The sequence below is a fragment of the Phyllobacterium sp. CCNWLW183 genome (assembly GCF_037203775.1).
Lineage (GTDB): Bacteria > Pseudomonadota > Alphaproteobacteria > Rhizobiales > Rhizobiaceae > Phyllobacterium > Phyllobacterium ifriqiyense.
Window position 1 is genome coordinate 27,020 of sequence record NZ_JBBCBN010000014.1, and the last position, 24,906, is coordinate 51,925.

Genomic DNA, 24,906 nt, shown 5'->3' on the forward strand with positions numbered 1-24,906 from the left:
CTTATCGGCGTCCAGCTTTTTTGGCTGCCGCGCGTCCTTGCTCTTCAAACAAGGAAGCGAGTTGTTCGGTCATCGCACCGGCCAGCTCTTCCGCGTCGACAATCGTCACCGCACGGCGGTAGTAACGCGTGACATCATGGCCGATACCGATAGCGATAAGCTCAACGGGTGATTTGGTTTCAATCTCTTCAATCACCGCACGCAAATGCCGCTCAAGATAATTGCCCGGATTGACCGATAAGGTGCTGTCATCAACGGGAGCACCATCGGAAATCATCATCAGAATACGGCGCTGTTCAGGACGCGCCAGCAGACGTTGATGCGCCCAGATCAGCGCCTCACCATCGATATTTTCCTTCAGCAGCCCCTCGCGCATCATCAGGCCGAGATTGCGCCGTGAGCGCCGCCATGGGGCGTCAGCGCGCTTGTAGACGATATGGCGCAGATCATTCAGCCGGCCTGGATTGGCCTGTTTGCCCCGCTCCAGCCAAGCTTCACGGGCCTGTCCGCCTTTCCACGCCTTTGTGGTGAAGCCGAGGATTTCAACCTTCACGCCGCAACGCTCCAGCGTACGTGCCAAAATATCGGCACAGGTCGCAGCAACAGTAATAGGCCGACCACGCATGGAGCCGGAATTATCGATCAGCAGCGTAACTACGGTGTCGCGGAAATCCGTGTCGCGCTCCATCTTGTAGGAGAGGGGCTGAGTGGGATCGATAACGACGCGCACAAGGCGGGCGCTGTCGAGATATCCCTCTTCCAGATCGAAGTCCCAGGAACGGTTCTGCTGCGCCATCAGGCGGCGCTGAAGCCTATTGGCCAGACGCCCGACAACGCCGGATAGATTGGCAAGCTGCTTGTCGAGGAATGCACGCAGACGCTCCAGTTCAGCTTCGTCACAAAGCTCTTCCGCGTCGGTCGTCTCGTCAAATTCCTGCGTATAGACCTTATACCCGCTTTCAGCCCCAAGATTGGAGAAAGGCTGGTTAGGGCGCCTTGCTTCGCCCGGAATCTCCGCATCAGCGTCCGAATCTTCATCCATATCGTCGGATGAAGCGTCCGCAGCCTCGGTCTCGCCCGCCTGACTATCGTCGCTGGATGTCTCGGAATCATCATTTTCGGATGAATCGCTGCCTTCGTCCTCGTCGGAGCCGCCCTCATTGTTTTCTTCAGGCTCGGGCTGGTCTTCTTCGTTGCTCTGGCTGTCGTCGTCCTGGCTTTCCTGCGCCAGTTCTTCCGCCATTTCCATCGAAGCGAGCATTTCGCGCACAACGCGCGCAAATGCGTTCTGGTCGTTTATCTTGTCAGACAGATGATCAAGATCGGTCGCTGCTTTCTCTTCGATCCAGTCGCGCCACAGGTCGAGCACATTTCCCGCTGATTCCGGTGCCTTGCGCCCCGTCAGCTTTTCACGCACCAGCAAGGCGACAGCTTCTTCAAGCGGAGCTTCTGCCTTGTCCGTGATCGCAGGAAAATTGGCGCGGGCATATTTGTCCGCCAGCATGGAGTTCAGATTGTCCGCCACGCCTTCCATGCGCAAAGAGCCGATAGCTTCGACGCGAGCCTGTTCGACCGCGTCGAAGATTGCCCTCGCCTGCTTGCCTTCCGGCGCAAGTGTCGCGTGAATGCGATCATTATGGCATGCCTGACGCAATGCCATCGAATCGCCAATGCCGCGCGTGACCGCTATGTCATTGGCACTCGGACGTTTGGGCAGATCAGGAAGCCGTGCCCGGTGGCCGGTCAGCGCAGGCTTGTCATTGCCGAAGCCGACTTCCAGCTCATGATCGCCGGCAATTGCACGCATACAGGCCGTGACAGCGCGCTTGAAGGGCTCGCTATCAACCGGACCTTTCGGTACCGCACGTGAATTGTCTCCCGGACCTGCCATCTTCTGCTGTGCTCTTAGCTCATAACCACATTGGCTGTGGATTCAGGCAGTTCCTTGCCAAAGGCGCGCTGATAGAACTCGGCAACGATTGGACGCTCCAATTCATCGCACTTGTTCAGGAAGGTCAGGCGGAATGCAAAACCGACATCCTTGAAGATATCGGCATTTTCAGCCCAGGTGATCACCGTACGCGGACTCATCACTGTCGAAAGATCGCCATTGATGAATGCTGCACGGGTCATATCGGCAACGCGGACCATCTTGGAGACGATCTCCATGCCTTCCTTGTTCTGATAATGCTTGGCCTTGGCAGCAACGATTGCCACCTCATTGTCATGCGGCAGATAGTTGAGCGTCGTCACGATCGACCAGCGATCCATCTGCGCCTGATTGATCTGCTGCGTGCCGTGGTAAAGACCGGTCGTATCGCCGAGACCGACCGTATTGGCCGTAGCGAACAGGCGGAAGGCAGGGTGCGGACGGATAACGCGGCTTTGATCCAGAAGCGTCAAGCGGCCGGATGATTCCAGCACGCGCTGGATAACGAACATAACATCCGGACGACCGGCATCATATTCGTCAAAAACCAGAGCAACATTATGCTGGTAGGCCCAAGGCAGAATGCCGTCGCGGAATTCCGTAACCTGCATGCCCTCTTTCACCACAATTGCATCCTTGCCGACCAGATCGATACGGCTGACGTGACTGTCGAGATTGACGCGAACGCAGGGCCAGTTGAGGCGCGCGGCAACCTGTTCAATATGCGTGGATTTACCCGTGCCATGATAGCCGGAAACCATAACGCGCCGGTTGAAGGCAAAACCTGCCAGAATGGCCAGCGTCGTTGCCTTGTCGAACAAATAGTCCGTGTCGATTTCCGGGACATAGGCATCGCCGGCCTTATAGGCCGGGACCATCATGTCGGATTGGAATCCGAAAAGCTTTTCTACAGAAACCGTTGTATCCGGCAAATTCGCAATATCGCGATCAACCTTATTCATCATGCCTCCAGCGCGACTGCATGCGCAGACGCATAAAAATAGCGAACCCCGCAACGAGATTCTGAATTCAGCCCATGAGTGGTTAGCAGAAACCAGCCGTCTTGAGCAATTGATAGGCCTGGATTACGTCACGGAAACGATCCTCGGAAGCCCGATCACCGCCGTTTGCATCGGGGTGGTGGCGCTTCACCAGTTCTTTATAGCGCGACTTTATATCTTCGCCAGTGGCTTTTGCACCTAGTCCAAGCGTATCCAGCGCTTTTGACTCCAGCGGCTTCAATTTGCGCACATGGACACGTGCATTATTGAAAACACTATTGGGATCCCGGAACCTGTTTTGGTAGGCAGCACGCCCCGATCGCAATTTGGAAAAATCCGGCGATGTCTTGGCGCTTGCACTGGCCTGCGCGCGGGTGCTGGCGCTTGGCCCTGCCCCGCTGCCCGGCAATCCTGCAACAGTCCATGTCGGGCGATCGCCCGTCAGCGCTTCCTTCTGGTAGCGCGCAACCTCTGCATCAGACAGGCCGGAGAAATAATTATAGCCTTTATTATACTCGCGCACATGGTCGATGCAGAAATGGAAGAACTCGCCTTCCTTTTCGCGGCCCACGGGAGCGCGGTGCGGACCAGGTTTCTCACAGCCGTCCCACTGGCATATGGGCGTGCGCGATTTCTCCTCTTCCGCCTTTTTCGGGCGGATACGGATGCTGTCGAAATATTTAGAGCTTGTCGTCATCGAATACGTTTATCTTGGCTTGGCGTGAATTGACATTCGGACATGATTTATGACCTAACGCCTGAAATGGCGGTAAATTTATGAACATGTTCGGATTTGCCAAATGAAACTACCATATGGGCGCAGGAGAATGAAATGTCCACTCAGTCCGCGATCGAAAACAAACTGACACAGGCTTTCCATCCCGTTTCATTGGCTGTCATCAATGAAAGCCACCTTCACGCAGGCCACCATCATTCTGACAGCGAGCATCATGGCACATTTGACGGTTCAGGCGAAACGCATTTTCGCGTGCGGATTGTCGCGGAGGCTTTTTCCGGCATGTCGCGTGTCGAACGCCACCGCGCAATCAATGAAGTTCTCGAAGCAGAATTGAAGGGAAGCGTCCATGCCTTGGCGCTTGAACCAGCAGCGCCCGGCGAAGCAACACGGCGGTAAAAAGCTCAACTAAAGTGTGACTTGCAATTCCTGAAAAGCATTGCGACAGGAAACTGCATACATCCAGTGCGTCGAACCACGCACTGAATGTATGCAACTAATATTCAGTCCTGCACCAGTTGCCGCTTCAATCGCGCAATCATTCCAACTTGCAATTCACTCGGCTCACCGTAGGCTGATGCGGTCTGTTGCAGCATGTCGATCAATTGCAGCCGTTCTCTTCTCGTCAGGCGTTCGCGCAGCATGGGTGCCATTTCATCAGCCATGGGCGAAAAAAATCCCCGCTGCTTGGTATAAGTCCAGGCCTTTCGAAATAATGCGTCTGGATCTTCGATCTGAAGCGTTTCGCTAATCAGTTCCAGAATCTTCATCTTTTCGTCTGCGGTCACCGGGGCGCCCGTCCGCACAAGCTGAATCATCAAGATCGCAGCAGCCAGACGCGGGTCTTTTATACGGCTGTAGGGTGAGCCGATCAGATTCTGAAAACTGAACTTTGCCTTCCGTTGCAGGCCTTTCGTGTCGCGATCAAGATCGCGTACTGCCCTGACAGTCGAATGGGCTCGCAGGGTCCAGAATAAAACAACAGCCGCCAAACCGATAATCGCAATGAGAATATGCATTTTAATCCCAGTTATATGAACCTGAATGCCTCGTGAACTACCGCGCCTTCGGTTTGTCCTCACCTTCAATCGGCCGGATGCGCAGTCGCGTTATTCTGTTTTTTTCCCGCTTGATGATCGTAAACCGCTTGCCATGGAACGTATAAGCCTGTTTTTCCTTTGGAATGCTCTGCGTCTGATGGATCACAAACCCTGCAATGGTTGTCGCCTCCGTATCGGGCAGATTCCAGTCGAGCGCGCGGTTAAGGTCGCGTATCGGCACGGACCCGTCGACAAGGATTGAGCCATCCGGCTGCGGGCGAACACCCTGCACGTCAATGTCATGCTCGTCGGCAATATCGCCAACGATCTCCTCAAGAATATCTTCCAGCGTGATCAGCCCCTGCACGTCGCCATACTCATCGACGACAATGGCAATATGTGCCTTGCGCCGCAAAAACGCGTTGAGCTGGTCCTGGAGCGTGGTCGTATCCGGCACGAACCAGGGCTTTGTCGCAACCTTCATAATATTGATCTTCGAGAAGTCGCGATTGGCATCCCTGATCGCCCGTACAAGGTCCTTCGCGTGAACAACCCCGACAAAATTATCGTTCGTGCCTCTCCACACAGGAATACGCGTATGATGGCTGGCAAGGATTTCGGTGATGATCGTCTCGATTGGATCATCGGCATTGACCGAATCCATATCGGTGCGGTGGATCATGACGTCATAGACTTCAAGCTCGCGCAGATCAAGCAAGCCACCAATCTGGTCCCTGTCGCCCTTCACCACGGAACCTTCCTTGTGGAGCAGGTCGACCGCACCGCGCAGCTCTTCCTGCGCTGAAAACATTGAAATTCCCGCAGCAAGATTGATCCCGAAAATCGCAAGTATATTGCGTACGATCCAGTTCACCAGATCGGAAAGAGGACCGAATATCCAGACTGCAAGCTGCGCAAACCGCACCAGCGAAAGCGAATTGCGTTCGGGACTCGATATAGCCCAGGATTTTGGCAAAACCTCCGCAAAGATCACCAGAAGGACGGTCATGATGGCTGTCGCATAGGCCACACCAGCCTGCCCGAAAATATCAAGCAACATGCTGGTCATTAGCGACGATGCGAGAATATTGATGAGATTATTGCCGATCAGCATGACGCCGATCAGCCTGTCGCGTTTCTCGATGAGATTTTCGACAATGCTTGCACGCCCGTCACCGCGGTTCGCCAGCCGATGCATGCGTGCCCGCGACACCGCAGTCAATGCCGTTTCGGACCCTGAAAAGAGAGCGGACATCAGGATCAAACCCAAAATAACCCCGCAGAAAATCCAGAGTTCCAAGGTCATGCTGGATGTTTCTCCTTCAGGAAGCTTAAGACCGCCGATGGTGGAACATCTTTGGCGATGAATGACTGACCGATACCGCGCGTGAGAATAAAGGTCAGCGTACCACGCGTCACCTTTTTATCCTGCGCAATATATTCCATCAATTTTTCCGCTGGCGGAAGCTGGCCTTGTATCTCGTTGATAGATACCGGCAGGCCGACATCGCGCAGATGCTTTTCCACCCGCAAAGCATCATCCGGGCTGGCCAGATTCATTTTGGCCGAAAACTGATGCGCCAGAACCATTCCGATGGAAACGCCCTCACCATGAACAAGGCGTGAGGAATCATATTTGGTTGCTGTCTCCAGCGCATGGCCGAATGTGTGGCCAAGATTGAGCAGCGCCCTGTCTCCCATCTCGAACTCGTCGCGTTCAACGACATCGGCTTTTGACTGGCACGCTATGGCAATCGCCTGGGTCCGTTCCGGCCCTCCATCGAAAATCCCGCGCCAGTTGGCCTCCAGCCAAGCGAAAAAATCCGGACGGTCGATCAGACCATATTTGGCAACTTCCGCATAACCTGCACGAAATTCACGTAGAGAGAGCGTGTTGAGCACATCCGTGTCGGCCAGAACCAGTTGGGGTTGATAGAACACGCCGACAAGGTTCTTGCCATGCGCCGTGTTAATTCCGGTCTTGCCGCCCACGGAACTATCCACCTGCGCCAGCAATGAGGTTGGTATCTGCACAAAACCCATGCCGCGCCGCGCAATGCCAGCCGCAAAACCGGCAAGGTCACCAATGACACCGCCACCGAAAGCAATGACAATATCGCCGCGTTCGAGCCGCGCCGCTAGAATGGCGTTGGTAACAGTCTCCAGCGTCGCAAAACATTTTGATTGCTCGCCCGGGGCAACCACCACCGGCGTCGATTCTATTCCTGCGGCAGTGAGCCCGGCCTGCAACCGCTCCAGATGCAGCCCGGCGACTGTCTCGTCGCTGACAATGGCCGCCCGCATTGTCTTGCCTGCCCGTGAGACGATCTCTTGTCCTGCACGCTCAATCAAACCACCACCAATCAATATGTCATAGGAGCGATCGCCGAGCTTGACGGGAACGATTGTGCTTGTCGCTTGTTCCGTCATGACCCGGCCTCCTCATCCGTTTTTGTCTCGTTGGAAAGGGCTTGCCCGCCCAGATGCCCTGCAATGGCCTGCATCGCTTCGAAAGCGATAATTTCTTTCTTTTCTTCGCGCGAATTGATCGTGAGATCGGCATATGCATAGATTGGATAGCGTTCGCCCATCAGCCGCTCCATCACACCGCGTGGATCACTGTTCTTCAGCAATGGACGGTTCTGCTTGCGTACGACACGCGACATCAAGACATCAAGCTCTGCTTTAAGCCATACGGAGATACCGGTGGATGCTATGGCGCTTCGCGTCTGCTCGTTCATATAGGCACCGCCTCCTGTTGCCAGGACAATCGGCCCCTCTTCAAGCATGCGTGCAATGACCCGCCGTTCAAGATCGCGAAATTCGGCCTCGCCATAGGCTTCGAAAAGCTCGGGGATCGACATTGTCGAGACCTTTTCAATCTCGTGATCCGCGTCGAAAAAGGGCAGTTCCACCAGCGAGGCCAGTTTCTTTCCCACTGTCGACTTACCTGCACCCATGAGGCCGACAAGCACGATTGAACGCGTGCCAAGCCGCTCGCGGATGGATTTTGCCAGCTCAGATGTTTCATCTGGCAGAGGTGTTTCTTCCGTCGTATTCATGATTGCGTTTCGACAGTAAAACCTTGGTCCAGTCAAGCAGACTATGGCTTTAAGGACCATCGATGTTTCATTTTACATCAATAGCGTGCGTGGCCTCGACAGGCCTACACTCGCCTGTGGCGATCATTTTGGTTGCAAATCGCAATCTCGCCTCATGGTGAGCTTGTCGAACCACGCAGAACGTCAGTGCAGCAACTCAGCCATTCACCAAATTATTAAGAGTTTGCGTCCAAGATTATGGAACCGACCAATGCAGCCTGTTCGATAGAGAAAATGCCGACACTCACGCGACTTATCATTGTCCTCGCCATCCTTGCGGGGCTTGTCTATGCCGGGATGGTCGCGCTTGTGACCTTTGTTCACCCCACCCAGACCGAGATGACCATTCGCGTGCCGAGCGAAAAGCTCAATCCGAAACCCCAGCAACCAAAGTAAAAATCATGCGCGCTTCAGCAGCCATCGAGAATTTTCTTGAAATGATGAGCGCCGAAAGAGGAGCTGCGCAGAACACGCTCGACTCCTACAGGCGAGACCTTGAGGATGCCGCATCCTTCAGCGCTGGCACCGGCACACAGCTGCCCCTGGCGGAGCCTGTCACCATTCGCACCTATCTCGACGATATTGCCAATCGCGGCTTTGCTGCCACCTCGCAGGCCCGCAGGCTTTCGGCGCTTCGTCAGTTCTTCCGCTTTCTTTACATGGAGAACATTCGCGCGGACGATCCCACCAGCACATTTGATGCCCCGAAGAAGGATCGTTCCCTGCCGAAAATCATAAGCGAAGCCGATGTGGAAAAGCTGCTTGCCCGGGCGGAAATGGAAACGCTCGATGCAAAGGCTTCAAACACGGTACATTTCCAGGCTTTGCGCCTCCATGCGCTGCTTGAAATACTTTATGCAACCGGCTTGCGCGTTTCTGAACTTGTCGGCCTGCCTGTCACCGTTGCGCGCTCCGACAATCGCTTTTTGATGGTGCGGGGTAAGGGATCAAAGGACCGTATGGTCCCGCTTTCCGGCAAGGCCCGCATCGCCATGATGAAATATCTTGAACTGCGCGACGCCCTGCCCGGCCTTTGCGACAGTCCGTGGCTTTTCCCGGCAGTCTCGGAAAGCGGCTTTCTGGCGCGTCAGGTCTTCGGACGCGACCTCAAAGGGCTTGCAGCTCGCGCTGGCCTGAAGACCTCCGCGATTTCACCCCATGTTCTGCGTCACGCATTCGCCAGTCACTTGCTCCAGAACGGTGCTGATCTGCGCGCGGTACAGCAATTGCTTGGCCATTCGGATATTTCTACCACGCAGATTTATACGCATGTCATGGAAGAGCGGCTGCACCAGCTTGTCACCAAGCACCATCCATTGGCCGATTAACACCACACCTTTGCCGGAATTCACCGTATAAGTTGCGTGGCTTATGCCTCATCTGAGGCATGGTTCCTTGACATGCGCGCTCGCAACAGCCAGTTAGGCTTTGAAAAATCCACCTTTTTGCAGGCAGATATTCAGTCCATGTACAACTATCTTGATTTTGAAAAGCCGGTTGCCGATCTCGATGGCAAGATTCTTGAGCTGAAAAAGCTTGCAGAAGAAGGCGGCGCGCTCGACACCAATGACGAGATCGCGCGGCTTGAAAGACGCTCCGGCGATGCATTGCGCGATCTTTATCGCAAATTGACGCCTTGGCAGAAGGCGCAGATCGCTCGTCATCCGGACCGGCCCCATTGCGTGGATTATATTGCAAGGCTCTTTACCGATTTCACACCGCTGGCAGGTGATCGCAACTATGCCGATGATGATGCGGTTCAGGCTGGTCTTGCCCGCTTTAATGGTCAGGCCGTTGCAGTCATTGGACAGGAAAAAGGCAGCGATACCAAAACGCGCCTCAAGCACAATTTTGGCATGGCCATGCCCGAAGGCTACCGCAAGGCCGTGCGCATCATGGAACTTGCAGACCGGTTCAACCTGCCCGTGCTGACGCTTGTTGATACGGCGGGCGCATTTCCAGGCATCGCCGCCGAGGAACGCGGCCAGGCCGAGGCCATTGCCCGCTCAACTGCCGCCTGCCTCAATGTGAAGGTGCCAATCGTTTCCGTCATCATCGGTGAAGGCGGCTCCGGCGGCGCTATCGCGATTGCCACGGCCAACCGCGTCTACATGCTCGAACATTCCATCTATTCGGTTATTTCGCCCGAAGGTGCCGCGTCTATTCTCTGGCATGATTCGACCAGAGCCAAGGATGCGGCCACATCAATGCGCATCACCGCGCAGGATCTTTACGAATTGAAGATCATTGACGGCATTATTCCGGAGCCTCTCGGCGGCGCCCATCGCGGCCGGGATGCAGCAATAGAAGCGACTGGAAACATCATCAATGTCGCGCTGAAATCCATGAGCAATATGGATCGCGATGCTTTGCGTCAGGACCGCCGCGAGAAGTATCTGGCCATCGGCCGCAATCTTTAGGAATAAATAGTTGCGGTTTTTTTGGAAACCGGCTTGCATTTACGCAGCCAACCAATTAGGAACCGGCCTGCGCAGACGAACGCGCATTTGTGGCACGCGCCCGTAGCTCAGCTGGATAGAGCACCAGACTACGAATCTGGGGGTCAGAGGTTCGAATCCTTTCGGGCGCGCCATTTTTTCCCACACACCCAAGTGTAATAATTTTTCGAAAACTGCGACAGGGCAGATCAACGTTTGCGTCTCGACTATTTGAGCTTGCAACGGGTGGAAATAGCCTCTTTCGACCTTATCTCCGTTGGCACCGCTCAGCTCACTGACGACAAGCAGACCTACAAGACAGGACGATCAAGATGACCGAAGCGCTGGATAAAGGCCCCTTCTTTCATGGCACAATCGCGGATTTGCGCGTGGGTGATTTCCTCACCGCAGGATACAGGTCGAACTATCGTCCTGAAGTGGTGATGAACCATATCTACTTCACTTCTCTTGTGGATGGTGCCGGGCTTGCCGCTGAAATTGCGGCTGAACTCACCAAAGGCGGCGCAGTTCCGCGTGTTTACATCGTAGAGCCCACAGGGACATTCGAGAACGACCCGAACGTGACCGACAAGAAGTTTCCTGGCAATCCAACGCGGTCGTATCGCAGCAGCGCACCGCTCAAGATCATTGGGGAAATCACGGATTGGACCAGATTGACACCCGAAGCACTACAGCTATGGAGAGAACGTCTGATCGCGTTGCCTTCGCACGAACGAGGCGAAATCATCAACTGATGCGGCGCGGCGCGCCGTGTGCTCATTACGCGAGCGAATCGCTAAAGGGAATGATCAGCTTCCCACCAATCGCAGCCGTTCAAGAATAAATACCTTGGCAATCGACATTCCATTATCAAGCATGAACAGCACCTCAGTCACCTATTTGCAATGGCTGTCTTGTTCATTGTAAATATTCCACTCGCGTGATTATTGAGGAGGCGCAAGATGGACCGGTTCACGGGCGGGTGCAGCTGCGGAGATGTCCGAATCGTTGCAACGGGACGGCCTTATCGTGTCGGCATTTGTCACTGTTTCGACTGCCGCAAACATCATGGCGCTCTGTTTCACGCTTCAGCAATATTTCCTGAAGCTGCTGTGTCCATCGAGGGAGAAACAGGCGATTATGCCGGGCGTCATTTCTGCCCCCGTTGCGGATCTTCGGTTTTTGCCCGCACCGACGACGAAATCGAAGTGAACATTGGCTCGCTGGACGATATTGACCAACTGACACCGACTTATGAAAGCTGGGTCATCCGCCGCGAATCCTGGTTACCGACCTTCCCGACCAAGCATAAATACGAGCATGATCGCGACGCCACGACCCGCTTTGAGGATTAATCGCCTCGTCCAGTACACACTAGTAGAGGGCTGATTTCAGCTTGGACTACGCCCTCTTACGGACGGCGGGATACCGCGCCATTCCGACGGGTGCACAAATGCACCGGCCGGAGCTACAAATCAAACAGACTATTGAGGAGTGGTGACCTTTGGCTCCGGCTCGGTCGTTGTCTGTGTCGGCACCGTATTTGCGGGGAACAGGTATGTGGCCGCAGCGCTGAGAATAACTGTTGCTGCCCCTTGGATTTCAGGGGATGTCAGCTCCGGCGGCAGGGCGTAGCGTGAGGCAAACCAGCCCGCAACACCTCCGATAATCGATCCAATCAGCTTCGAATAGCTACCCATGTCGGTATTCCCTTCGCAAGGTTGGCGATTCTGGAAGGATAATAGCCGTTTACGTCAAATGCTAGTTTTACCGGGAAATTTGACCATCTGCCCCGTATTCCACCATACGAGGCAGATATTGCTTTTACATTTCGTGCGCCGGAACAACTGCACGGTAAAGGTGCCAGGTGGCATGTCCGAGAACAGGTATGAAAATCGCCAGACCCACGAACAATGTTGCGAAGCCCACAAACAGCAGTGCGGCGACAATCAAGCCCCAAACGATCATGGGTAGCGGATTTTTTGCCACCACGCGCGCTGACGTGGCTATCGCCGCATAAGCGCCGCCATCGCGGTCGAGCAGGAAGGGAAAGGCGATCACCGTCGTGCAAAGCACAAAGGCCGCGAAGACAAAACCGATTGCATTGCCGAGTATGATCATTCGCCAGCCTTGAGGCGTGTTGAAAACCTGATCTATGAATACCGCGATAGAAGCCGGGGGCGTATTGCCGAAGAGGTTCACATAAAGCGCCTGGGCGATCAGCAACCATGCCACGAAAACGGCGACCAGCATGGCCCCTATCGCAAGAATGGATGGAACGGCGGGTGAATGCACCACCTGCCTTGCATGCCACCAGGATGTGTCCATACCCCGCTCGCGTCTGCGGCTGATTTCATAAAGCCCGATGGCTGCCAGAGGTCCGATCAGTGCAAAACCTGACATTAGTGGGAAAATCAGCGGCAGGGTGTTAGCACCGGACGACCATCGGATCAGCACCAGACCGGCAATGGGATAAATCAGGCAGAGAAACACATAATGCGACGGCTTCTCCCAGAAATCGTCAAGACCTTTGCGCAGCGCCGTGAAAACATCCCTGACGGCAATCTTGCGCACATCGGGATGGGCAATACCTGAATCAGCACCGGCAATCACATGGAAATTCGCCATCTCAAACCTCCCATAAGTTCAGGGCGGAAAAGGAGCTCGGTGACCATGGACGGGTCACTATGGACCTCAACCTGCATGGTTAAGCATACGCTCCCGGACGTTTTTTGACCACCCTGAAACGCAGATGCATGTTGGTTTCCTGTCGGGGAACCAACAGCCTCGTTCAAAAGTTATTGAGTGCCAGACTCATTATCGCCGGTCACAAAGAGGATTACGCATGTTCGATCAGATCTTCACCAAGGTCGCCAACACTGTGGCTCTGGCTGCAGGCAAACCCGTAACCTTCATCCTTTGCGTGGCAATCGTAGTCATATGGGCATTTAGCGGACCGATATTCGGCTTCAGCGATACGTGGCAGCTCATCATCAATACCGGCACGACAATCGTGACCTTCCTCATGGTGTTTCTCATCCAGAACACGCAAAACCGCGATAGCGTAGCCATTCAGGCCAAGCTGGACGAGCTCGTGCGCGTCAGTAACGGAAAGAATGCTTTTATCGGCATCGAGCATCTGACCGAGGCTGAAGTCGAGAAATTTCGCAAACAATGCGAAGAAGCAGCGAAGAAGGCCGACGAGGAACTTAAGAGCCGCACCGCTGCAAAGAAAAAGAGTAAAGCTGCACCGCGCGAAGCGGCCAGAAAGCCACCCCCCGCGAAAGCGCACGCCTGAAGCAGTTTTCGCCGTTAACGAATATGGCCGACTTGGGCAGTTTTACAGCCGAATCCACCATTTTTCTCAAATTTCAGATCGATAATGACAAATTAATGGCGGAAACCTTCAGTTTCAGTGGTTTAGAGGCCCATTTTCCTGCAAACCAGCTATGCAAACTTGTGACTCCAAGTTCTGAGTGCACTGCACTATATCCAGCTCACCGATCGATAACGATCCAACAAACAAAAGAACTTTAGGTGAGTGAAATGAACTTGATCCGCTCGTACAACAACTGGCGCCGCTATCGTGACACAGTCACGGAATTGAACCGCCTGTCCGCACGTGAACTGAACGACCTCGGCATCTCCCGCGGTGACATCGCTTTCGTTGCGAAGAAGGCCGCTTCGGCATTCTAATTAAACAGACCTCCCACGTCCGTGGCACTCCTCCTCCCAGCCACGGCCGCTTAAAGAACAGCGTTCCTCCCAGAGCCGTTCTTTACAAGTAACACCCATCGCTCCTCCCAGCGGTGGGTGTTCTCTTTTGTGCTGTCATCTGCGATTGCGCCTTTCCTGCTTTCCCCTTATCAAGCGCCTCATGAAAAGAGGGACCTCGGACATGACAGGCGGCATTCATCACATCACACTGATCACCCGCAAGGTTCAGGCGAATGTCGATTTCTATGTCGGGTTTCTCGGGCTTCGGCTGGTCAAGCGCACCGGCGGCTTTGAAGACGCAACACAGCTTCATCTGATTTATGGCGATGCCTCTGGCACTCCTGGCTCCCTGATCACATTTCTGGTCTGGGAAGATGGCTCGCTTGGCCGCGTCGGCTATGGCCAGCCCAGCGAGGTATCTTTCGCTATTCCAACTGAAACTATTGGTTTCTGGCTGACCCGTGCGCTGCAATTCAACATCGCGGTTACGGGACCGGCGCAGGAATTTGGCGAAACCGTCTTGCGATTGCACGATCCTGACGGGGCGATCATCAAACTGGTCGGAACAGACTTCGTCAGCCCCGGGGACCCGTGGGAAAGCGATGGCATATCGCAAACAGATGCGATCATGCGCTTACGCGGCGCAACGATCCTCACCGAAAAACCCAACGAGACTGCTGCGTTTCTCAGCAGGCACTTTTCATATGAAAGTGCGGGGCAGAGCGACACAATAACGCGAATGGTTTCCTCGTCAGGAGATTGCATTGACGTTCGCGATGCAACCGGCTTTTGGAGCTCCGCCCCCGGCACCGGCACCGTGGATCATATTGCCTTTCGCGCCGCAGACATTGCCGAAGTGAACGCGACTTATGAGCAGATGATCGCTGAAGGTGCCGATGCAACTGCCCTGCACGACCGCAAATATTTCCATTCCATCTATGTGCGCGAGCCGGGCGGTACTCTGCTTGAAATGGCGACGGATGGCCCCGGCGTGCTGATTGACGAACCATTGGAGACTTTGGGCACAGAGCTTTTCGTCCCCCCGCATTTTGCCGATGAAACGGCGAATGTAAAAATCATCTTGCCGCAATTCGGTCTGCCAAAGGAACCGCGTTTCATTTATCGCGATCTGCCATTCGTCCATCGCGTCTATACGCCCGAACCGGCAACCGGCCAGGCATTTATCCTTCTTCATGGTTCTGATGGCAGTGAAACAAGCCTTATGCCCTTGGCGGCCAGTATCGCACCCGGAGCAACGCTGTTTGGTCTGCGTGGTCGCAGCACGGAAGAAGGAACTGCGCGCTGGTTCCGCCGTTTTGGACCTTTGAGCTTTGATCAAAACGACATCCGCTCGGAAGCGGAAGCCTTCGCCGCATTCATTGAAGGCGCTGTCGAAGCCTATGGTCTCGACCTGCAATCAACGATTTTCATGGGATATTCCAACGGCGCCAATCTTCTGGCCGCCATGATGCAATTGCATCCTGGACTTGTGCGCAATGCCATTTTGCTGCGCGCGACCAAAGTGCTTGACGATACACCTGAAGCTGATCTGAGCGGCACGCATATTCTCAGCCTGACCGGCGATCACGACCTCTTTGGCGCACATGCCCCCGCACTCGAAGCCGATCTGCGGCAGGCTGGAGCCAATTTGACTGCCCTCAGCGTTCCTGCCGGTCACGAGACCAATCAGCATGATATTGACGCCGTCAGAAGCTGGCTGACAGAAATGGAAACAGGCCGGAATTGATCCGGCCTGTTTGCTGCTTTTTCATAATCAGACGAGCGGCTTAAGCCCGGCCTCGATTGCAGCACGCTTGCTTTCAAGGAATGGCGGCAAGGAAAGCTCTTCGCCCAACGTTTCCAACGGCTCGTCCACTGTGAAGCCCGGACCGTCGGTTGCGATCTCAAACAGAATACCATTTGGTTCGCGGAAATAGAGCGAACGGAAATAGTAACGCTCGACTTCACCGCTGGATGGCATGCGGAAACTCTTCAAACGTTCAGTCCATTCATGCAAGGCATTGACATCCGGGGCGCGGAAAGCCACGTGATGCACCGCCCCTGCACCCTGCCGTGCGGCGGGAAGATCAGGTTGAACGGCGACGTGCAGTTCCGCAGCCGGACCGCCCTCGCCCATTGCAAAAACATGCACATGCCCGATGCCATCGGGATCGGCATAGTCGCGCACTTTTTGCATGTTCATCACATGCAGAAGAATTGCTTCCGTATTGGTGATGTCCGGCACGCTAATGGTGATTGGGCCAAGCCCGCGGATCTGATGTTCGGCAGGCACAGGGCTCTTGTCCCAAGGGTGGGAGTCGCCAGCACCGCCATCATCAATCAACCGAAAGCGCTGTCCTTCGCCATCCTCGAAATCCAGCGAAGCATGACCGCCTATCTCTGTCACCTCGCCGGACTTGACACCCAATTCGGTAAACCGGGCTTTCCACCAGTCGAGGCTGGCCTTGCTGCCAACCCGCAAACCAGTGCGCGAAATACTATGGGTGCCGCGGCGCTCCGGTGCAGTTGGCCAGTCGAAGAATGTCAAATCCGTACCGGGCGTTGCTTCACCATCGGCATAAAAAAGATGGTAGGCGCTCGTATCGTCCTGATTGACGGTCTTTTTGACCAGCCGCAAACCAAGCGTCTTTGTGTAGAAACGCACATTTTCTGGCGCATTGGCGGTAATTGCCGTCAGATGGTGAATGCCTGTCAGTTGTAAGCTCATCAAAGCCTCCTGCGTGATTGAGTGGCGAAATCGCCGTTGGGGTGAATATCTGCGCAGTTGTTCCGGCAATAAAGACCATAAAGATGCAACTCATGTTCGATAAAACAGAACTATAACGCCATCAAACTTCTGTTCAACGGCAATCATGTCTCGTATAAGCAAACCATGAAGTGGCGTTTCGAAGATTTATTGACGTTTCTCGACGTGATTGAAACCGGCAGCATCACAGCCACAGCCGCGCGGCTTAACCTGTCAAAATCCGTTGTCAGCAAGCGCATCTCCGATCTGGAGGGTGGGCTTGGCATTGAATTGTTTCAGCGAACGCCGCGCAAGCTGGTGGCATCGGCAAATGCGCTGGATTTCGTCGAGCGCATCCGCCCGCTTGTCCGCGACATCATGGAGGCGGCTGATACGGCCGCGACACGCAATAGCGCCATTCGCGGCACATTGCGCATCGCTGCGCCCATGACCTTCGGCACAATGTATCTGGGGCGGATGATTGCGGATTTTGCCCGGCAATATCCCGATCTGGAAATCGCCGTGGAGTTTGAAGACCGCATGATCGATCTGGTGCGCGGCGGTTATGATGTCGGCATACGCATTGGTATATTGCGCGATTCCAGCCTGATCGCGCGCAAATTATGCACCGATCCCCGTGTCATCTGTTGCAGCCCGGATTTCGCCAATACGCATGGCCTGCCGGAAACGCTGGGCGCGCTGGATCGCTTTTCCTGCATCGACTATTCCAACGTCAATACCAGCCAGCTCTGGCAATTTGAAAATCCGGACAAGGATGGCGAACCGATTGCCGTGCCGATGCATGGCCGCATCGTTGCCAATAATGGCGAGGCGATGCGCGATATGGCGATTGCCGGCCTTGGGCTTGTACTCCTGCCGATGTTCATCGCCGCCGAACCGTTGCGGGCAGGAAGACTCATCCCCGTTTTGCCGCAAGCAAAGCCGCTACCCTACAATATATATGCCGTCTACCCTCCCACGCGCCATGTCTCTGCGAAGGTGCGCGCCTTTGTCGATCATATTGCAAGACATATTGGCAGCCCGCCAATCTGGCAAATCAACGAAGCTTATCGCCCTGTCGATAGCTGATTAAGGGCCCGCACAAGCCGAATCACTTGGCGCGATTTTTGGGTCAACCGGCATCGCCATCTGGCAAATCAGGGCTTAATTCGAAAAAAACCCCGTAAACACTGGGTATAAACCCGCTTTTTGCCTGTAGTTCCTGATGACAGAGTGCGTAACGCGTGCCATACAGACCCCTCCGATCAACGAATATACTGAGGAAACCGCCAAATGAATACGTCCGATCTCATTGATAAGCTCGTCGCTGATCAGGGTCTTACAAAAGTTCAGTCCAAGGCGATTGTTGATAGCATCCTTAAAGGCATCACCGATTCAGTCGTAGCTGGCGATGAAGTTTCGCTGCCAGGCTTCGGCAAGTTCAAGGTACAGGCTCGCGCCGCTCGCGAAGGCCGCAACCCTGCAACCGGCGCAACAATTAAGATCGCAGCTTCCAAGAAAGTTGCTTTCCAGCCTGCAAAGGCTCTGAAGGACGCCCTTAACGGCTGATCTTTCGGACTAGACTTAAAAAAGGCGGTGCAATTTGCGCCGCCTTTTTTGTTTTGCAGCACTTCGAAGCAATTATGTGTGCTTCATGATTGTTTGCCATAAATCCGCCGTCAGTGCGTGAAAGGTGACATCTGCGTGATCGGGGCAATTTTATGCGGTTGCGTCAAGACTTTATCAACTATAACGGGTGCATCTATAATGGTGCGAATGTTATATTCGCGGCGAATCCGACCTCGGCAAACACATTGATGAACTGGCAACTGCTGCTGCAATGAAGATAAAGACACACATTCTTGCGCCTTTGATGCTCACGCTTTTCCTTGCCGGATGTCAGGGCGGGACGGTGAACGATCTCGTTCCCAATGGCGCGAACACGCAACTGCCCGCCAAACTTGTCCAGAGCATGAAGACGAAAGGCATGACTGCCACCTCGCCGATCATGTTCCGCATCTTCAAGGAAGAAAACGTCCTTGAAGTTTGGAAGCGCAAGGACAATGGCCGCTACGATATCGTCACCAGTTACCAGATTTGCAAATGGTCCGGGAAACTTGGCCCGAAATTCATTGAAGGTGATCGTCAGGCGCCGGAAGGCTATTATGCTGTCCGCCCCGCTCACATGAATCCGAAATCCAGTTACTATCTGTCATTCAACACCGGTTTTCCCAATGCGCTTGACCGCGCGCTTGGCCGTACGGGCGCAAATCTGATGGTTCACGGCGCCTGCTCGTCTTCCGGTTGCTATTCTATGACTGACGGCCAGGTTGCGCAGATTTATGCTTTCGCCCGCGATGCCTTCAAGGGCGGGCAGGAATCGATCCAGCTTCAGGCCTATCCGTTCCGCATGACTGCCGCCAATATGGCGCGCTACAAGGATGATCCCAATTACGCTTTCTGGAAAAATCTGAAGGAAGGCTACGACCACTTTGAAATCACCAAAGTGCCGCCGAAAGTCGATGTCTGCGAGAAGAAATATGTCTTCAACCACACATCCGACCCGAACGCGCCTATCGCTGCGACCAGCACCTGCCCGCCATCTGATCAGCCGGAATCGCTGAAAATGGCCTATCAGTCCTATCAGACCAATTATGAGAGCGCTTTCTCATCCATGGTTGGCAAGGGCAAGATTCAAGCCCCTGCCCGCTCGATCCAGGGTCTGACCGAGGCTAAGATCATTGCTGAATGGAGCCAGCGTCGCGCGCGCGGTGAACGCGTAACGCAAGAGCCGCCATCCTTGTCACCACAAGATGCCGATGCGGCGAACAAGCCACAGATCATGGTCCGGCTCGCCTCTGCTGTGGCAGCCGACAAGGCGAAGGAAGAGCGCGAAGCTTCCAAGCGCTCGCGCATGCACACGCCTGCCGTTGCAGCTACGCCTGTTCCACAACAGACGCCGGCACCTGCTCCGATGACAACAGCCGCCATTGCAGCGCCTGAAGCCGCCGCACCGGTTGCAGCACCCGCTCCCGCCAAAAAGGCGTGGTGGAAAATCGGCGGCAATTAAGCACGTTTAATTTCTTCGCGGATGAGCAGGATTCAAAACGCATCATGGAAGCCGAAGTCTACGATCTTCGCGGCCTGAATTGCCCGCTTCCCGTGCTTAAAACCCGTAAAAAACTGGCTGAAGCCGCAGCTGGAACGCGCTTATGGGTAGAGACCACCGACCCGCTGGCCGTTATCGACATGCCCAATTTCTGCCTGACCGAGGGCCACCGTCTGATTGAAACAATCAGCGTCGAAGGCGGCCACCGCTTTCACATCGAGCGCGGCTAAAGATAGGCTGCATTACCCGATTGCGTGGTTCGACAAGCTCACCATGAGGAAGTTGGCGAACTGCACAGATAATCTCAATAACTCCAGAACATGGCTCCCTGCAATCAACTCTCTCCCTCATGGTGAGCTTGTCGAACCACGCACAACTGCCCTGCAGCAAAACTTAAACCCGCTTCACACCCGGTATAGCCAGTGGATTATCAAACAATGCGGCGCGGTCAGGCATATCGATCTGCGGCCTGTTGAGAAACGCGTTGAAAAGCTGCTGTACATAGCTCTCCGGCAGATCCTTGACGATCATGACCAGTCTCGTTTCGCGCACACCTTCCGGCCATGCGGCGAGCCGTACGGGGGGGTGAAAAATCTGCTGGACGCCATGAATGACCAGCGGCCGCTCGGGGTCATCCTCCAAGAGAACAATGCCTTTGACACGCAACAGCTTTTCCCCATGGGCCGAGCGTAGCAGATCGATAAACATATCGAAGCTCGATAGCGGCACAGGCTTGTCATAGGTCAGGGAGAATGACCGGATGGCCGCATCATGGCGGTTCACATCATGGTGATGGTCATGACTGTCGTGGTCATGATGATCATGATGATGGTGGTGTCCATGATGCTCAAGCTCGTGGCGCTCGTGCTCACGGTCTCGCCAGGCTTCGCTTTTCAGCCAGCGCTGCACATCGACCGTCTTGGTTTCCGGATTATAGACACCGCATTCAAACAGTGCCGCAAAGCCCGTCCGTTCATCGCTGACATCAATAATATCGGCACCAGGATTAAGCGCCTGCAAACGCGCGCGCAGTGGATCGACCAAACCCACCGACTGACGCAGATCCGTCTTGGTGATGACGATGCGATCAGCCACAGCCGCTTGCTTTACTGCCTCTTCATGTGCATCCAGCGTCGCCATGCCGTGAACCGCATCAACGGTCGTGATCACGCCGTCCACACGAAATGCTTGCAGCAAAACGGGGTGTCCCATAATCGCATGAAGCACCGGCGCGGGATCGGCGAGACCCGTGGTTTCGATGATGACGCGCTTTAGCCGCTGCAATTTTCCGGTCTGCAAACGATCGATCAGATCAGCAAGCGTATCAACGAGTTCGCCACGCACTGTGCAGCATAAACAGCCATCCGAAAGTTCGATAATGCCTTCGCTCGCCTTTTCCACCAGCAGATGGTCGATGCCCACATCACCAAACTCATTGATGATAACGGCAGTATCGGTAAGCGCCGGATCTTTCAGCAGGCGATTGAGCAAAGTCGTCTTGCCGGAGCCGAGAAAGCCCGTCAGAACGGAAACTGGAATGGGACCAGCCATTAATTGATCACCTTCGCAGCACTGCCCGCATCGCTAAGCGACGAACGGTCGGGGCGAGGCGTTGGCACTGGCAGGCGATTAAGTTCCATGCCGAGCGCATTGAGCTTTGACGGCAGCAAGGCGACTTTTTCAGCCACCGGCTCGCGGTCCATGCGGTTCATATAAGGCGATCCGGCAATGATATGACCTTCAAGATCCTTGCCGTCCCATGTATCGGAACCCGACGTCTTGGAGCAGACCTCCGGACGCATATTCACAGCAACATCAAGCTCCGGCGAACCGTTGGATTTCAGATTGTCGATCGTGATGCTAGTGCCATGGGTCTCAAAACCCTTGGCAAGAAGTTCAGCAGCCTTGGTGGCACGGGTCGAAAGCTTGAGTTCGCCAAGAACGACCGTAATCACCGTCCGGCCATTGCGCGTCGCTGAGCCGATCAGATTATAACCAGACGGGCAGACAAAGCCGGTCTTCATCCCATCCGCACCGGGAAAGCGTCCAATCAAGGCATTCAAATTCGGCTGTACTTTCTTGCCGCCGTAATCGATGGCCTCAATGTCGAAGAAATGCGCAAATTGCGGAAACTCACGGCGCAGTTGCAGGGTCAAAACTGCCATGTCGCGCGCTGTCGTATAATGATCGTCTGAATGCAGCCCGTTGGGATTAACGAAATGCGAGCCTTTCATGCCAATACGTTGGGCTTCCTCGTTCATAAGCACCGCAAATTTTTCTGAAGAGCCGCCCAGCGTCTCGCCAACCGCCATGGCAACATCATTGGCCGATTTGACCATCATGATCTTCAGCGCGTCACTGAGCGTCAATTCCGAGCCAACCTTGTAGCCCATTTTGCTCGGTGGTTGCTTGGCTGAAAGCGCGGTGATTCGAACGGGCGTATCAAGCGTTACCTGCTTTGATTCGAGCATGCGGAAAGCCACATAGACGGTCATGAGCTTGGTCAGGGACGCTGGATACCAGCGCTGAAAGGCGTTTTTTTGCGAAAGAATCTCGCCGCCGCCAGCATCAAGTGTGATATTCGCCTCGGCAAGGGCCGTTGATCCAAGACCGAGCATCGCAACGGTTGACATCGCGCTACCGACTAGAAAAAGTGCTACAGTTTTCCGCATTCCTGAAATCCAGCCTGTCTGTATAAAAACCTTGGGAAGGCAAAAGGCATTAAGCCGCGCTTCACGTGGAGCGGCAATGGCCTTATCTATCTTATGTGGCATCGAAAAGGCAAAGTGCCTTTCTTGTCACAGGTAAATTGGAGTTGATGTAAAAATGCCCGTGCTCAATCGCGCTGTCGAAATGCAGGATGAAGTATCGCAATGGCGCCGCCATTTGCACCAAAATCCCGAATTGATGTTCGATGTGCACCAGACTGCAAAATTTATTGAAGAAAAATTGCGCGGTTTTGGTTGCGACGAAGTGGTTACAGGCATTGGCCAAACCGGCGTTGTCGGCATAATCCGCGGTCGCCACGGCGAAGGTCCAACAATCGGCCTGCGTTCCGATATGGATGCCCTGCCGCTGACAGAAATCACCGGAAAGCCCTGGGCTTCGACCAATGCCGGCAAAATGCATGCCTGTGGTCATGACGGGCATATCTCCATGCTGCTTGGCGCAGCGCAATATCTGGCCGAAACACGCAATTTCAAAGGCTCGGTAGCCGTAATATTCCAGCCTGCCGAAGAAGGTGGCGGCGGTGGCCGCGAAATGGTCAAGGACGGCATGATGGAGCGTTTCACCATTTCCGAAGTCTACGGACTGCACAATATTCCCGGCATACCGATTGGCGAATTTGCGATCCGCAAAGGCCCGATCATGGCCGCAACCGACGAATTCACCATTACAATTGAAGGTCGCGGCGGCCACGCCGCACAGCCTCACACCACGATTGATCCTGTTGTTATTGGCGCACAGCTGGTGAATGGACTGCAGACAATTGTTTCTCGCGGCACCGATCCGCTTGATTCTGTCGTTATTTCAGTCACCAAATTTCATGCGGGCGATGCCTACAATATCATTCCGCAAAAAGCGGAACTGGCGGGAACGGTCCGCACGCTTCGCAAGGAAATGCGAGACTACGCGCAAAAGCGGCTTACTGAAATTGTCGAGGGCATCACGGGCGCCTTGGGCGCGACAGTCACAATCGATTACGCACGTAATTACCCGGTTACATTCAATCATGATCGCGAGACTGATTTCGCCGCCAAGGTTGCACGTCAAGTTGCCGGAAATAATGCGGTAAATGAAGAGGTTGCGCCTATGATGGCAGGCGAAGACTTCTCCTATATGCTTGAAGCGCGTCCCGGCGCATTCATTTTCATGGGCAACGGAGCAAGCGCATCACTGCACAACCCGGCCTATGATTTTAACGATGACGCAATCCCGCATGGCATCAGCTATTGGGTAAATATTGCCGAAAGCGCGCTCCTGCCATCCACCTGATGGCTTTGCCGCGCATTCTACCAAAGTTGAGACTTGGCGGCGGCATTGAAAAACGTTAAGTCTCTGCGGATCGCCCCTATTCGCGATCCGCTTGAATGGTCCCGTAGCTCAGTAGGATAGAGCGACAGATTCCTAATCTGTAGGCCACTGGTTCGAATCCAGTCGGGATCACCAATAATTTCCAGAACTTAGGTACAACGGTTTTCTTTGAAGCACGGTGAATCCATGCAACATGGATGCAACATGAATGCCATGGGTTTCGGCTATGCCCGTGGCTGGAAGCCAAAGCTTTCGAGGCATTGAGATGGCCCGAAGTAGGGGCGAGCCGCCACCCACCTTGATCGACAAAGAGTATCTTTTTCAGGTCGCGCTTCATTGTGACGAGGTGAAGCTACATTTTGACAGGGTCGACTTCCTTTCAATACTGCTTGGCCGGTATCGCCTAAATCAGAGCATTTACATACATCCCGAGCGCTACAGCATCTATATGTTTGTAGAACAGCGAAATGCGGAGTGTTTCTTAAAGGCATTTGAGGGGGAGTGGATAACCCCTGAACAGCCCCGGAAAGGCAATTGGACGCTGCGATATAAGCGCATGCTGGTTGGCTATGATATCGAGAAGACAGCTTAGACCGATCCGCGAAACGAGCCGGACCAAGAAGCGCTTCAATTGCCACGGCCGCTGCCCGACAACAATTTAGTTCGTTATACCGCAACAAAGAAGATAGAGAAAGAACCGCTCTTGCTTTAGGATTTGGGTTCACTAATCGCCGCAATGTAGTCGTCATCTAACAGCATCAGACTGAATTCTATGACAGAAAAAACAGCGACCGCGCCCTCTGGTTCAAAGCCATTCTCAGCCTTTGAGCGTATGATTGCCTGGCGTTATCTGCGTGCCCGGCGCAAGGAAACGTTTATTTCGGTTATCGCCGGGTTCTCGTTTACCGGTATCATGCTTGGCGTGGCGACGCTTATCATCGTCATGGCGGTGATGAATGGTTTTCGGGCCGAGCTGTTGACCCGAATTCTCGGAATCAACGGCCATGTCATCATGCAGCCAATGGATCGGCCTTTGGATGATTTTGATGCTGT

At 54.3% G+C, this 24,906-nt stretch carries 27 protein-coding genes, 2 tRNA genes and 1 pseudogene; 18 read left to right on the plus strand and 12 right to left on the minus strand.

Features of this window, described 5'->3' with window-relative positions:
• Nucleotide 1 precedes the first annotated feature (1 nt).
• From cobT to V9K95_RS23030, 3 genes are all read right to left on the minus strand, one after another.
• Nucleotides 2–1,891: a cobaltochelatase subunit CobT gene (cobT, locus tag V9K95_RS23020; protein ID WP_336442333.1), complete on the minus strand. Its 1,890-nt coding sequence runs from the start codon at nt 1,889–1,891 to the stop codon at nt 2–4.
• 14 nt (nt 1,892–1,905) lie between these two features.
• Nucleotides 1,906–2,892 carry a cobaltochelatase subunit CobS gene (cobS, locus tag V9K95_RS23025; RefSeq protein ID WP_115055529.1) on the minus strand — a complete coding sequence of 329 codons (987 nt, stop codon included), beginning with the start codon at nt 2,890–2,892 and terminating at the stop codon, nt 1,906–1,908.
• Between the two features lie 82 nt (nt 2,893–2,974).
• Nucleotides 2,975–3,628, minus strand: coding sequence for a J domain-containing protein (locus tag V9K95_RS23030; RefSeq protein WP_115055531.1), 654 nt, complete (start codon nt 3,626–3,628; stop codon nt 2,975–2,977).
• A gap of 135 nt (nt 3,629–3,763) precedes the next feature.
• On the opposite strand from V9K95_RS23030, the gene V9K95_RS23035 reads away from it, so the two are divergent.
• Entirely contained in the window at nt 3,764–4,066 is a 303-nt protein-coding gene (locus V9K95_RS23035) for a BolA family protein (protein ID WP_115055533.1), read from the plus strand.
• A gap of 104 nt (nt 4,067–4,170) precedes the next feature.
• Here V9K95_RS23035 and V9K95_RS23040 read toward each other — a convergent pair whose 3' ends face one another.
• The 4 genes from V9K95_RS23040 to V9K95_RS23055 are packed head-to-tail and all read right to left on the minus strand — an operon-like array spanning nt 4,171 to nt 7,772.
• Nucleotides 4,171–4,686 carry a TerB family tellurite resistance protein gene (locus tag V9K95_RS23040; protein ID WP_336442332.1) on the minus strand — a complete coding sequence of 172 codons (516 nt, stop codon included), beginning with the start codon at nt 4,684–4,686 and terminating at the stop codon, nt 4,171–4,173.
• Nucleotides 4,687–4,723: 37 nt separating this feature from the next.
• Nucleotides 4,724–6,013 (minus strand): HlyC/CorC family transporter, encoded by a 1,290-nt coding sequence (locus tag V9K95_RS23045; RefSeq protein ID WP_307280415.1) that lies wholly within the window; start codon nt 6,011–6,013, stop codon nt 4,724–4,726.
• Entirely contained in the window at nt 6,010–7,137 is a 1,128-nt protein-coding gene (aroB, locus tag V9K95_RS23050) for a 3-dehydroquinate synthase (protein WP_336442331.1), read from the minus strand. The genes V9K95_RS23045 and aroB overlap by 4 nt, the downstream gene beginning before the upstream one ends.
• On the minus strand, nt 7,134–7,772 hold the full coding sequence (locus V9K95_RS23055) for a shikimate kinase (protein ID WP_442958605.1): 639 nt from the start codon (nt 7,770–7,772) through the stop codon (nt 7,134–7,136). Before V9K95_RS23055 ends, aroB begins: the two co-directional genes overlap by 4 nt.
• A 270-nt stretch (nt 7,773–8,042) precedes the next feature.
• Between V9K95_RS23055 and V9K95_RS23060 the strand changes: the two genes are divergently transcribed.
• The 6 genes from V9K95_RS23060 (at nt 8,043) to V9K95_RS23085 (ending at nt 11,601) form a co-directional block, all read left to right on the plus strand.
• Nucleotides 8,043–8,204 (plus strand): histidine kinase, encoded by a 162-nt coding sequence (locus V9K95_RS23060; RefSeq protein ID WP_115055589.1) that lies wholly within the window; start codon nt 8,043–8,045, stop codon nt 8,202–8,204.
• A 5-nt stretch (nt 8,205–8,209) separates the two neighbouring features.
• A complete protein-coding gene (locus V9K95_RS23065; protein WP_336442329.1) occupies nt 8,210–9,136 on the plus strand; it encodes a site-specific tyrosine recombinase XerD in 927 nt (308 codons plus the stop codon).
• Between the two features lie 138 nt (nt 9,137–9,274).
• A complete protein-coding gene (locus V9K95_RS23070; protein WP_115055591.1) occupies nt 9,275–10,228 on the plus strand; it encodes an acetyl-CoA carboxylase carboxyltransferase subunit alpha in 954 nt (317 codons plus the stop codon).
• Nucleotides 10,229–10,324: 96 nt separating this feature from the next.
• Nucleotides 10,325–10,401, plus strand: a tRNA-Arg gene (locus V9K95_RS23075).
• A gap of 177 nt (nt 10,402–10,578) precedes the next feature.
• Nucleotides 10,579–11,001 carry an NAD(+)--rifampin ADP-ribosyltransferase gene (arr, locus tag V9K95_RS23080; protein ID WP_336442328.1) on the plus strand — a complete coding sequence of 141 codons (423 nt, stop codon included), beginning with the start codon at nt 10,579–10,581 and terminating at the stop codon, nt 10,999–11,001.
• Between the two features lie 207 nt (nt 11,002–11,208).
• Nucleotides 11,209–11,601, plus strand: coding sequence for a GFA family protein (locus tag V9K95_RS23085; RefSeq protein ID WP_115055547.1), 393 nt, complete (start codon nt 11,209–11,211; stop codon nt 11,599–11,601).
• 129 nt (nt 11,602–11,730) lie between these two features.
• Here the strand turns inward: V9K95_RS23085 and V9K95_RS23090 are convergent, their stop codons facing one another.
• Both V9K95_RS23090 and V9K95_RS23095 read right to left on the minus strand, forming a co-directional pair.
• Nucleotides 11,731–11,946: a hypothetical protein gene (locus tag V9K95_RS23090; protein WP_336442327.1), complete on the minus strand. Its 216-nt coding sequence runs from the start codon at nt 11,944–11,946 to the stop codon at nt 11,731–11,733.
• 124 nt (nt 11,947–12,070) lie between these two features.
• On the minus strand, nt 12,071–12,874 hold the full coding sequence (locus V9K95_RS23095; RefSeq protein WP_336442326.1) for a DUF2189 domain-containing protein: 804 nt from the start codon (nt 12,872–12,874) through the stop codon (nt 12,071–12,073).
• Nucleotides 12,875–13,091: 217 nt separating this feature from the next.
• On the opposite strand from V9K95_RS23095, the gene V9K95_RS23100 reads away from it, so the two are divergent.
• The 3 genes from V9K95_RS23100 (at nt 13,092) to V9K95_RS23110 (ending at nt 15,710) form a co-directional block, all read left to right on the plus strand.
• Entirely contained in the window at nt 13,092–13,544 is a 453-nt protein-coding gene (locus V9K95_RS23100) for a low affinity iron permease family protein (RefSeq protein ID WP_115055553.1), read from the plus strand.
• Nucleotides 13,545–13,792: 248 nt separating this feature from the next.
• Nucleotides 13,793–13,942, plus strand: coding sequence for a DUF1127 domain-containing protein (locus tag V9K95_RS23105; RefSeq protein WP_008127986.1), 150 nt, complete (start codon nt 13,793–13,795; stop codon nt 13,940–13,942).
• A gap of 202 nt (nt 13,943–14,144) precedes the next feature.
• The gene (locus tag V9K95_RS23110; RefSeq protein ID WP_336442325.1) at nt 14,145–15,710 is read left to right on the plus strand and encodes a VOC family protein; all 1,566 of its coding nucleotides are present in this window, start codon (nt 14,145–14,147) and stop codon (nt 15,708–15,710) included.
• A gap of 27 nt (nt 15,711–15,737) precedes the next feature.
• Here the strand turns inward: V9K95_RS23110 and V9K95_RS23115 are convergent, their stop codons facing one another.
• Nucleotides 15,738–16,691, minus strand: coding sequence for a ring-cleaving dioxygenase (locus V9K95_RS23115; RefSeq protein ID WP_115055558.1), 954 nt, complete (start codon nt 16,689–16,691; stop codon nt 15,738–15,740).
• Nucleotides 16,692–16,856: 165 nt separating this feature from the next.
• Here V9K95_RS23115 and V9K95_RS23120 point away from each other — a divergent pair, with 165 nt between their 5' ends.
• The 4 genes from V9K95_RS23120 (at nt 16,857) to V9K95_RS23135 (ending at nt 20,048) form a co-directional block, all read left to right on the plus strand.
• Nucleotides 16,857–17,798, plus strand: coding sequence for a LysR family transcriptional regulator (locus tag V9K95_RS23120; RefSeq protein WP_307280443.1), 942 nt, complete (start codon nt 16,857–16,859; stop codon nt 17,796–17,798).
• Between the two features lie 204 nt (nt 17,799–18,002).
• A complete protein-coding gene (locus V9K95_RS23125; RefSeq protein ID WP_008127996.1) occupies nt 18,003–18,278 on the plus strand; it encodes an HU family DNA-binding protein in 276 nt (91 codons plus the stop codon).
• A 271-nt stretch (nt 18,279–18,549) separates the two neighbouring features.
• A complete protein-coding gene (locus V9K95_RS23130; RefSeq protein WP_115055562.1) occupies nt 18,550–19,779 on the plus strand; it encodes a L,D-transpeptidase family protein in 1,230 nt (409 codons plus the stop codon).
• Nucleotides 19,758–20,048 (plus strand): sulfurtransferase TusA family protein, encoded by a 291-nt coding sequence (locus tag V9K95_RS23135; protein WP_435530250.1) that lies wholly within the window; start codon nt 19,758–19,760, stop codon nt 20,046–20,048. The genes V9K95_RS23130 and V9K95_RS23135 overlap by 22 nt, the downstream gene beginning before the upstream one ends.
• A gap of 163 nt (nt 20,049–20,211) precedes the next feature.
• Here the strand turns inward: V9K95_RS23135 and V9K95_RS23140 are convergent, their stop codons facing one another.
• Complete coding sequence (locus V9K95_RS23140) at nt 20,212–21,369, minus strand: CobW family GTP-binding protein (protein WP_336442324.1); 1,158 nt, start codon at nt 21,367–21,369, stop codon at nt 20,212–20,214.
• A complete protein-coding gene (locus V9K95_RS23145) occupies nt 21,369–22,490 on the minus strand; it encodes a D-alanyl-D-alanine carboxypeptidase family protein (protein ID WP_115055593.1) in 1,122 nt (373 codons plus the stop codon). Before V9K95_RS23145 ends, V9K95_RS23140 begins: the two co-directional genes overlap by 1 nt.
• Before the next feature lie 154 nt (nt 22,491–22,644).
• On the opposite strand from V9K95_RS23145, the gene V9K95_RS23150 reads away from it, so the two are divergent.
• The 4 genes and pseudogenes from V9K95_RS23150 to V9K95_RS23165 all read left to right on the plus strand — a co-directional run.
• The gene (locus V9K95_RS23150; RefSeq protein WP_336442323.1) at nt 22,645–23,814 is read left to right on the plus strand and encodes a M20 aminoacylase family protein; all 1,170 of its coding nucleotides are present in this window, start codon (nt 22,645–22,647) and stop codon (nt 23,812–23,814) included.
• 97 nt (nt 23,815–23,911) lie between these two features.
• A tRNA-Arg gene (locus V9K95_RS23155) sits at nt 23,912–23,988 on the plus strand.
• A gap of 130 nt (nt 23,989–24,118) precedes the next feature.
• Nucleotides 24,119–24,445 carry a hypothetical protein gene (locus tag V9K95_RS23160; RefSeq protein WP_336442322.1) on the plus strand — a complete coding sequence of 109 codons (327 nt, stop codon included), beginning with the start codon at nt 24,119–24,121 and terminating at the stop codon, nt 24,443–24,445.
• Nucleotides 24,446–24,625: 180 nt separating this feature from the next.
• Nucleotides 24,626–24,906 (plus strand): annotated as a pseudogene (locus V9K95_RS23165) (lipoprotein-releasing system transmembrane subunit LolC); the annotation flags it as partial.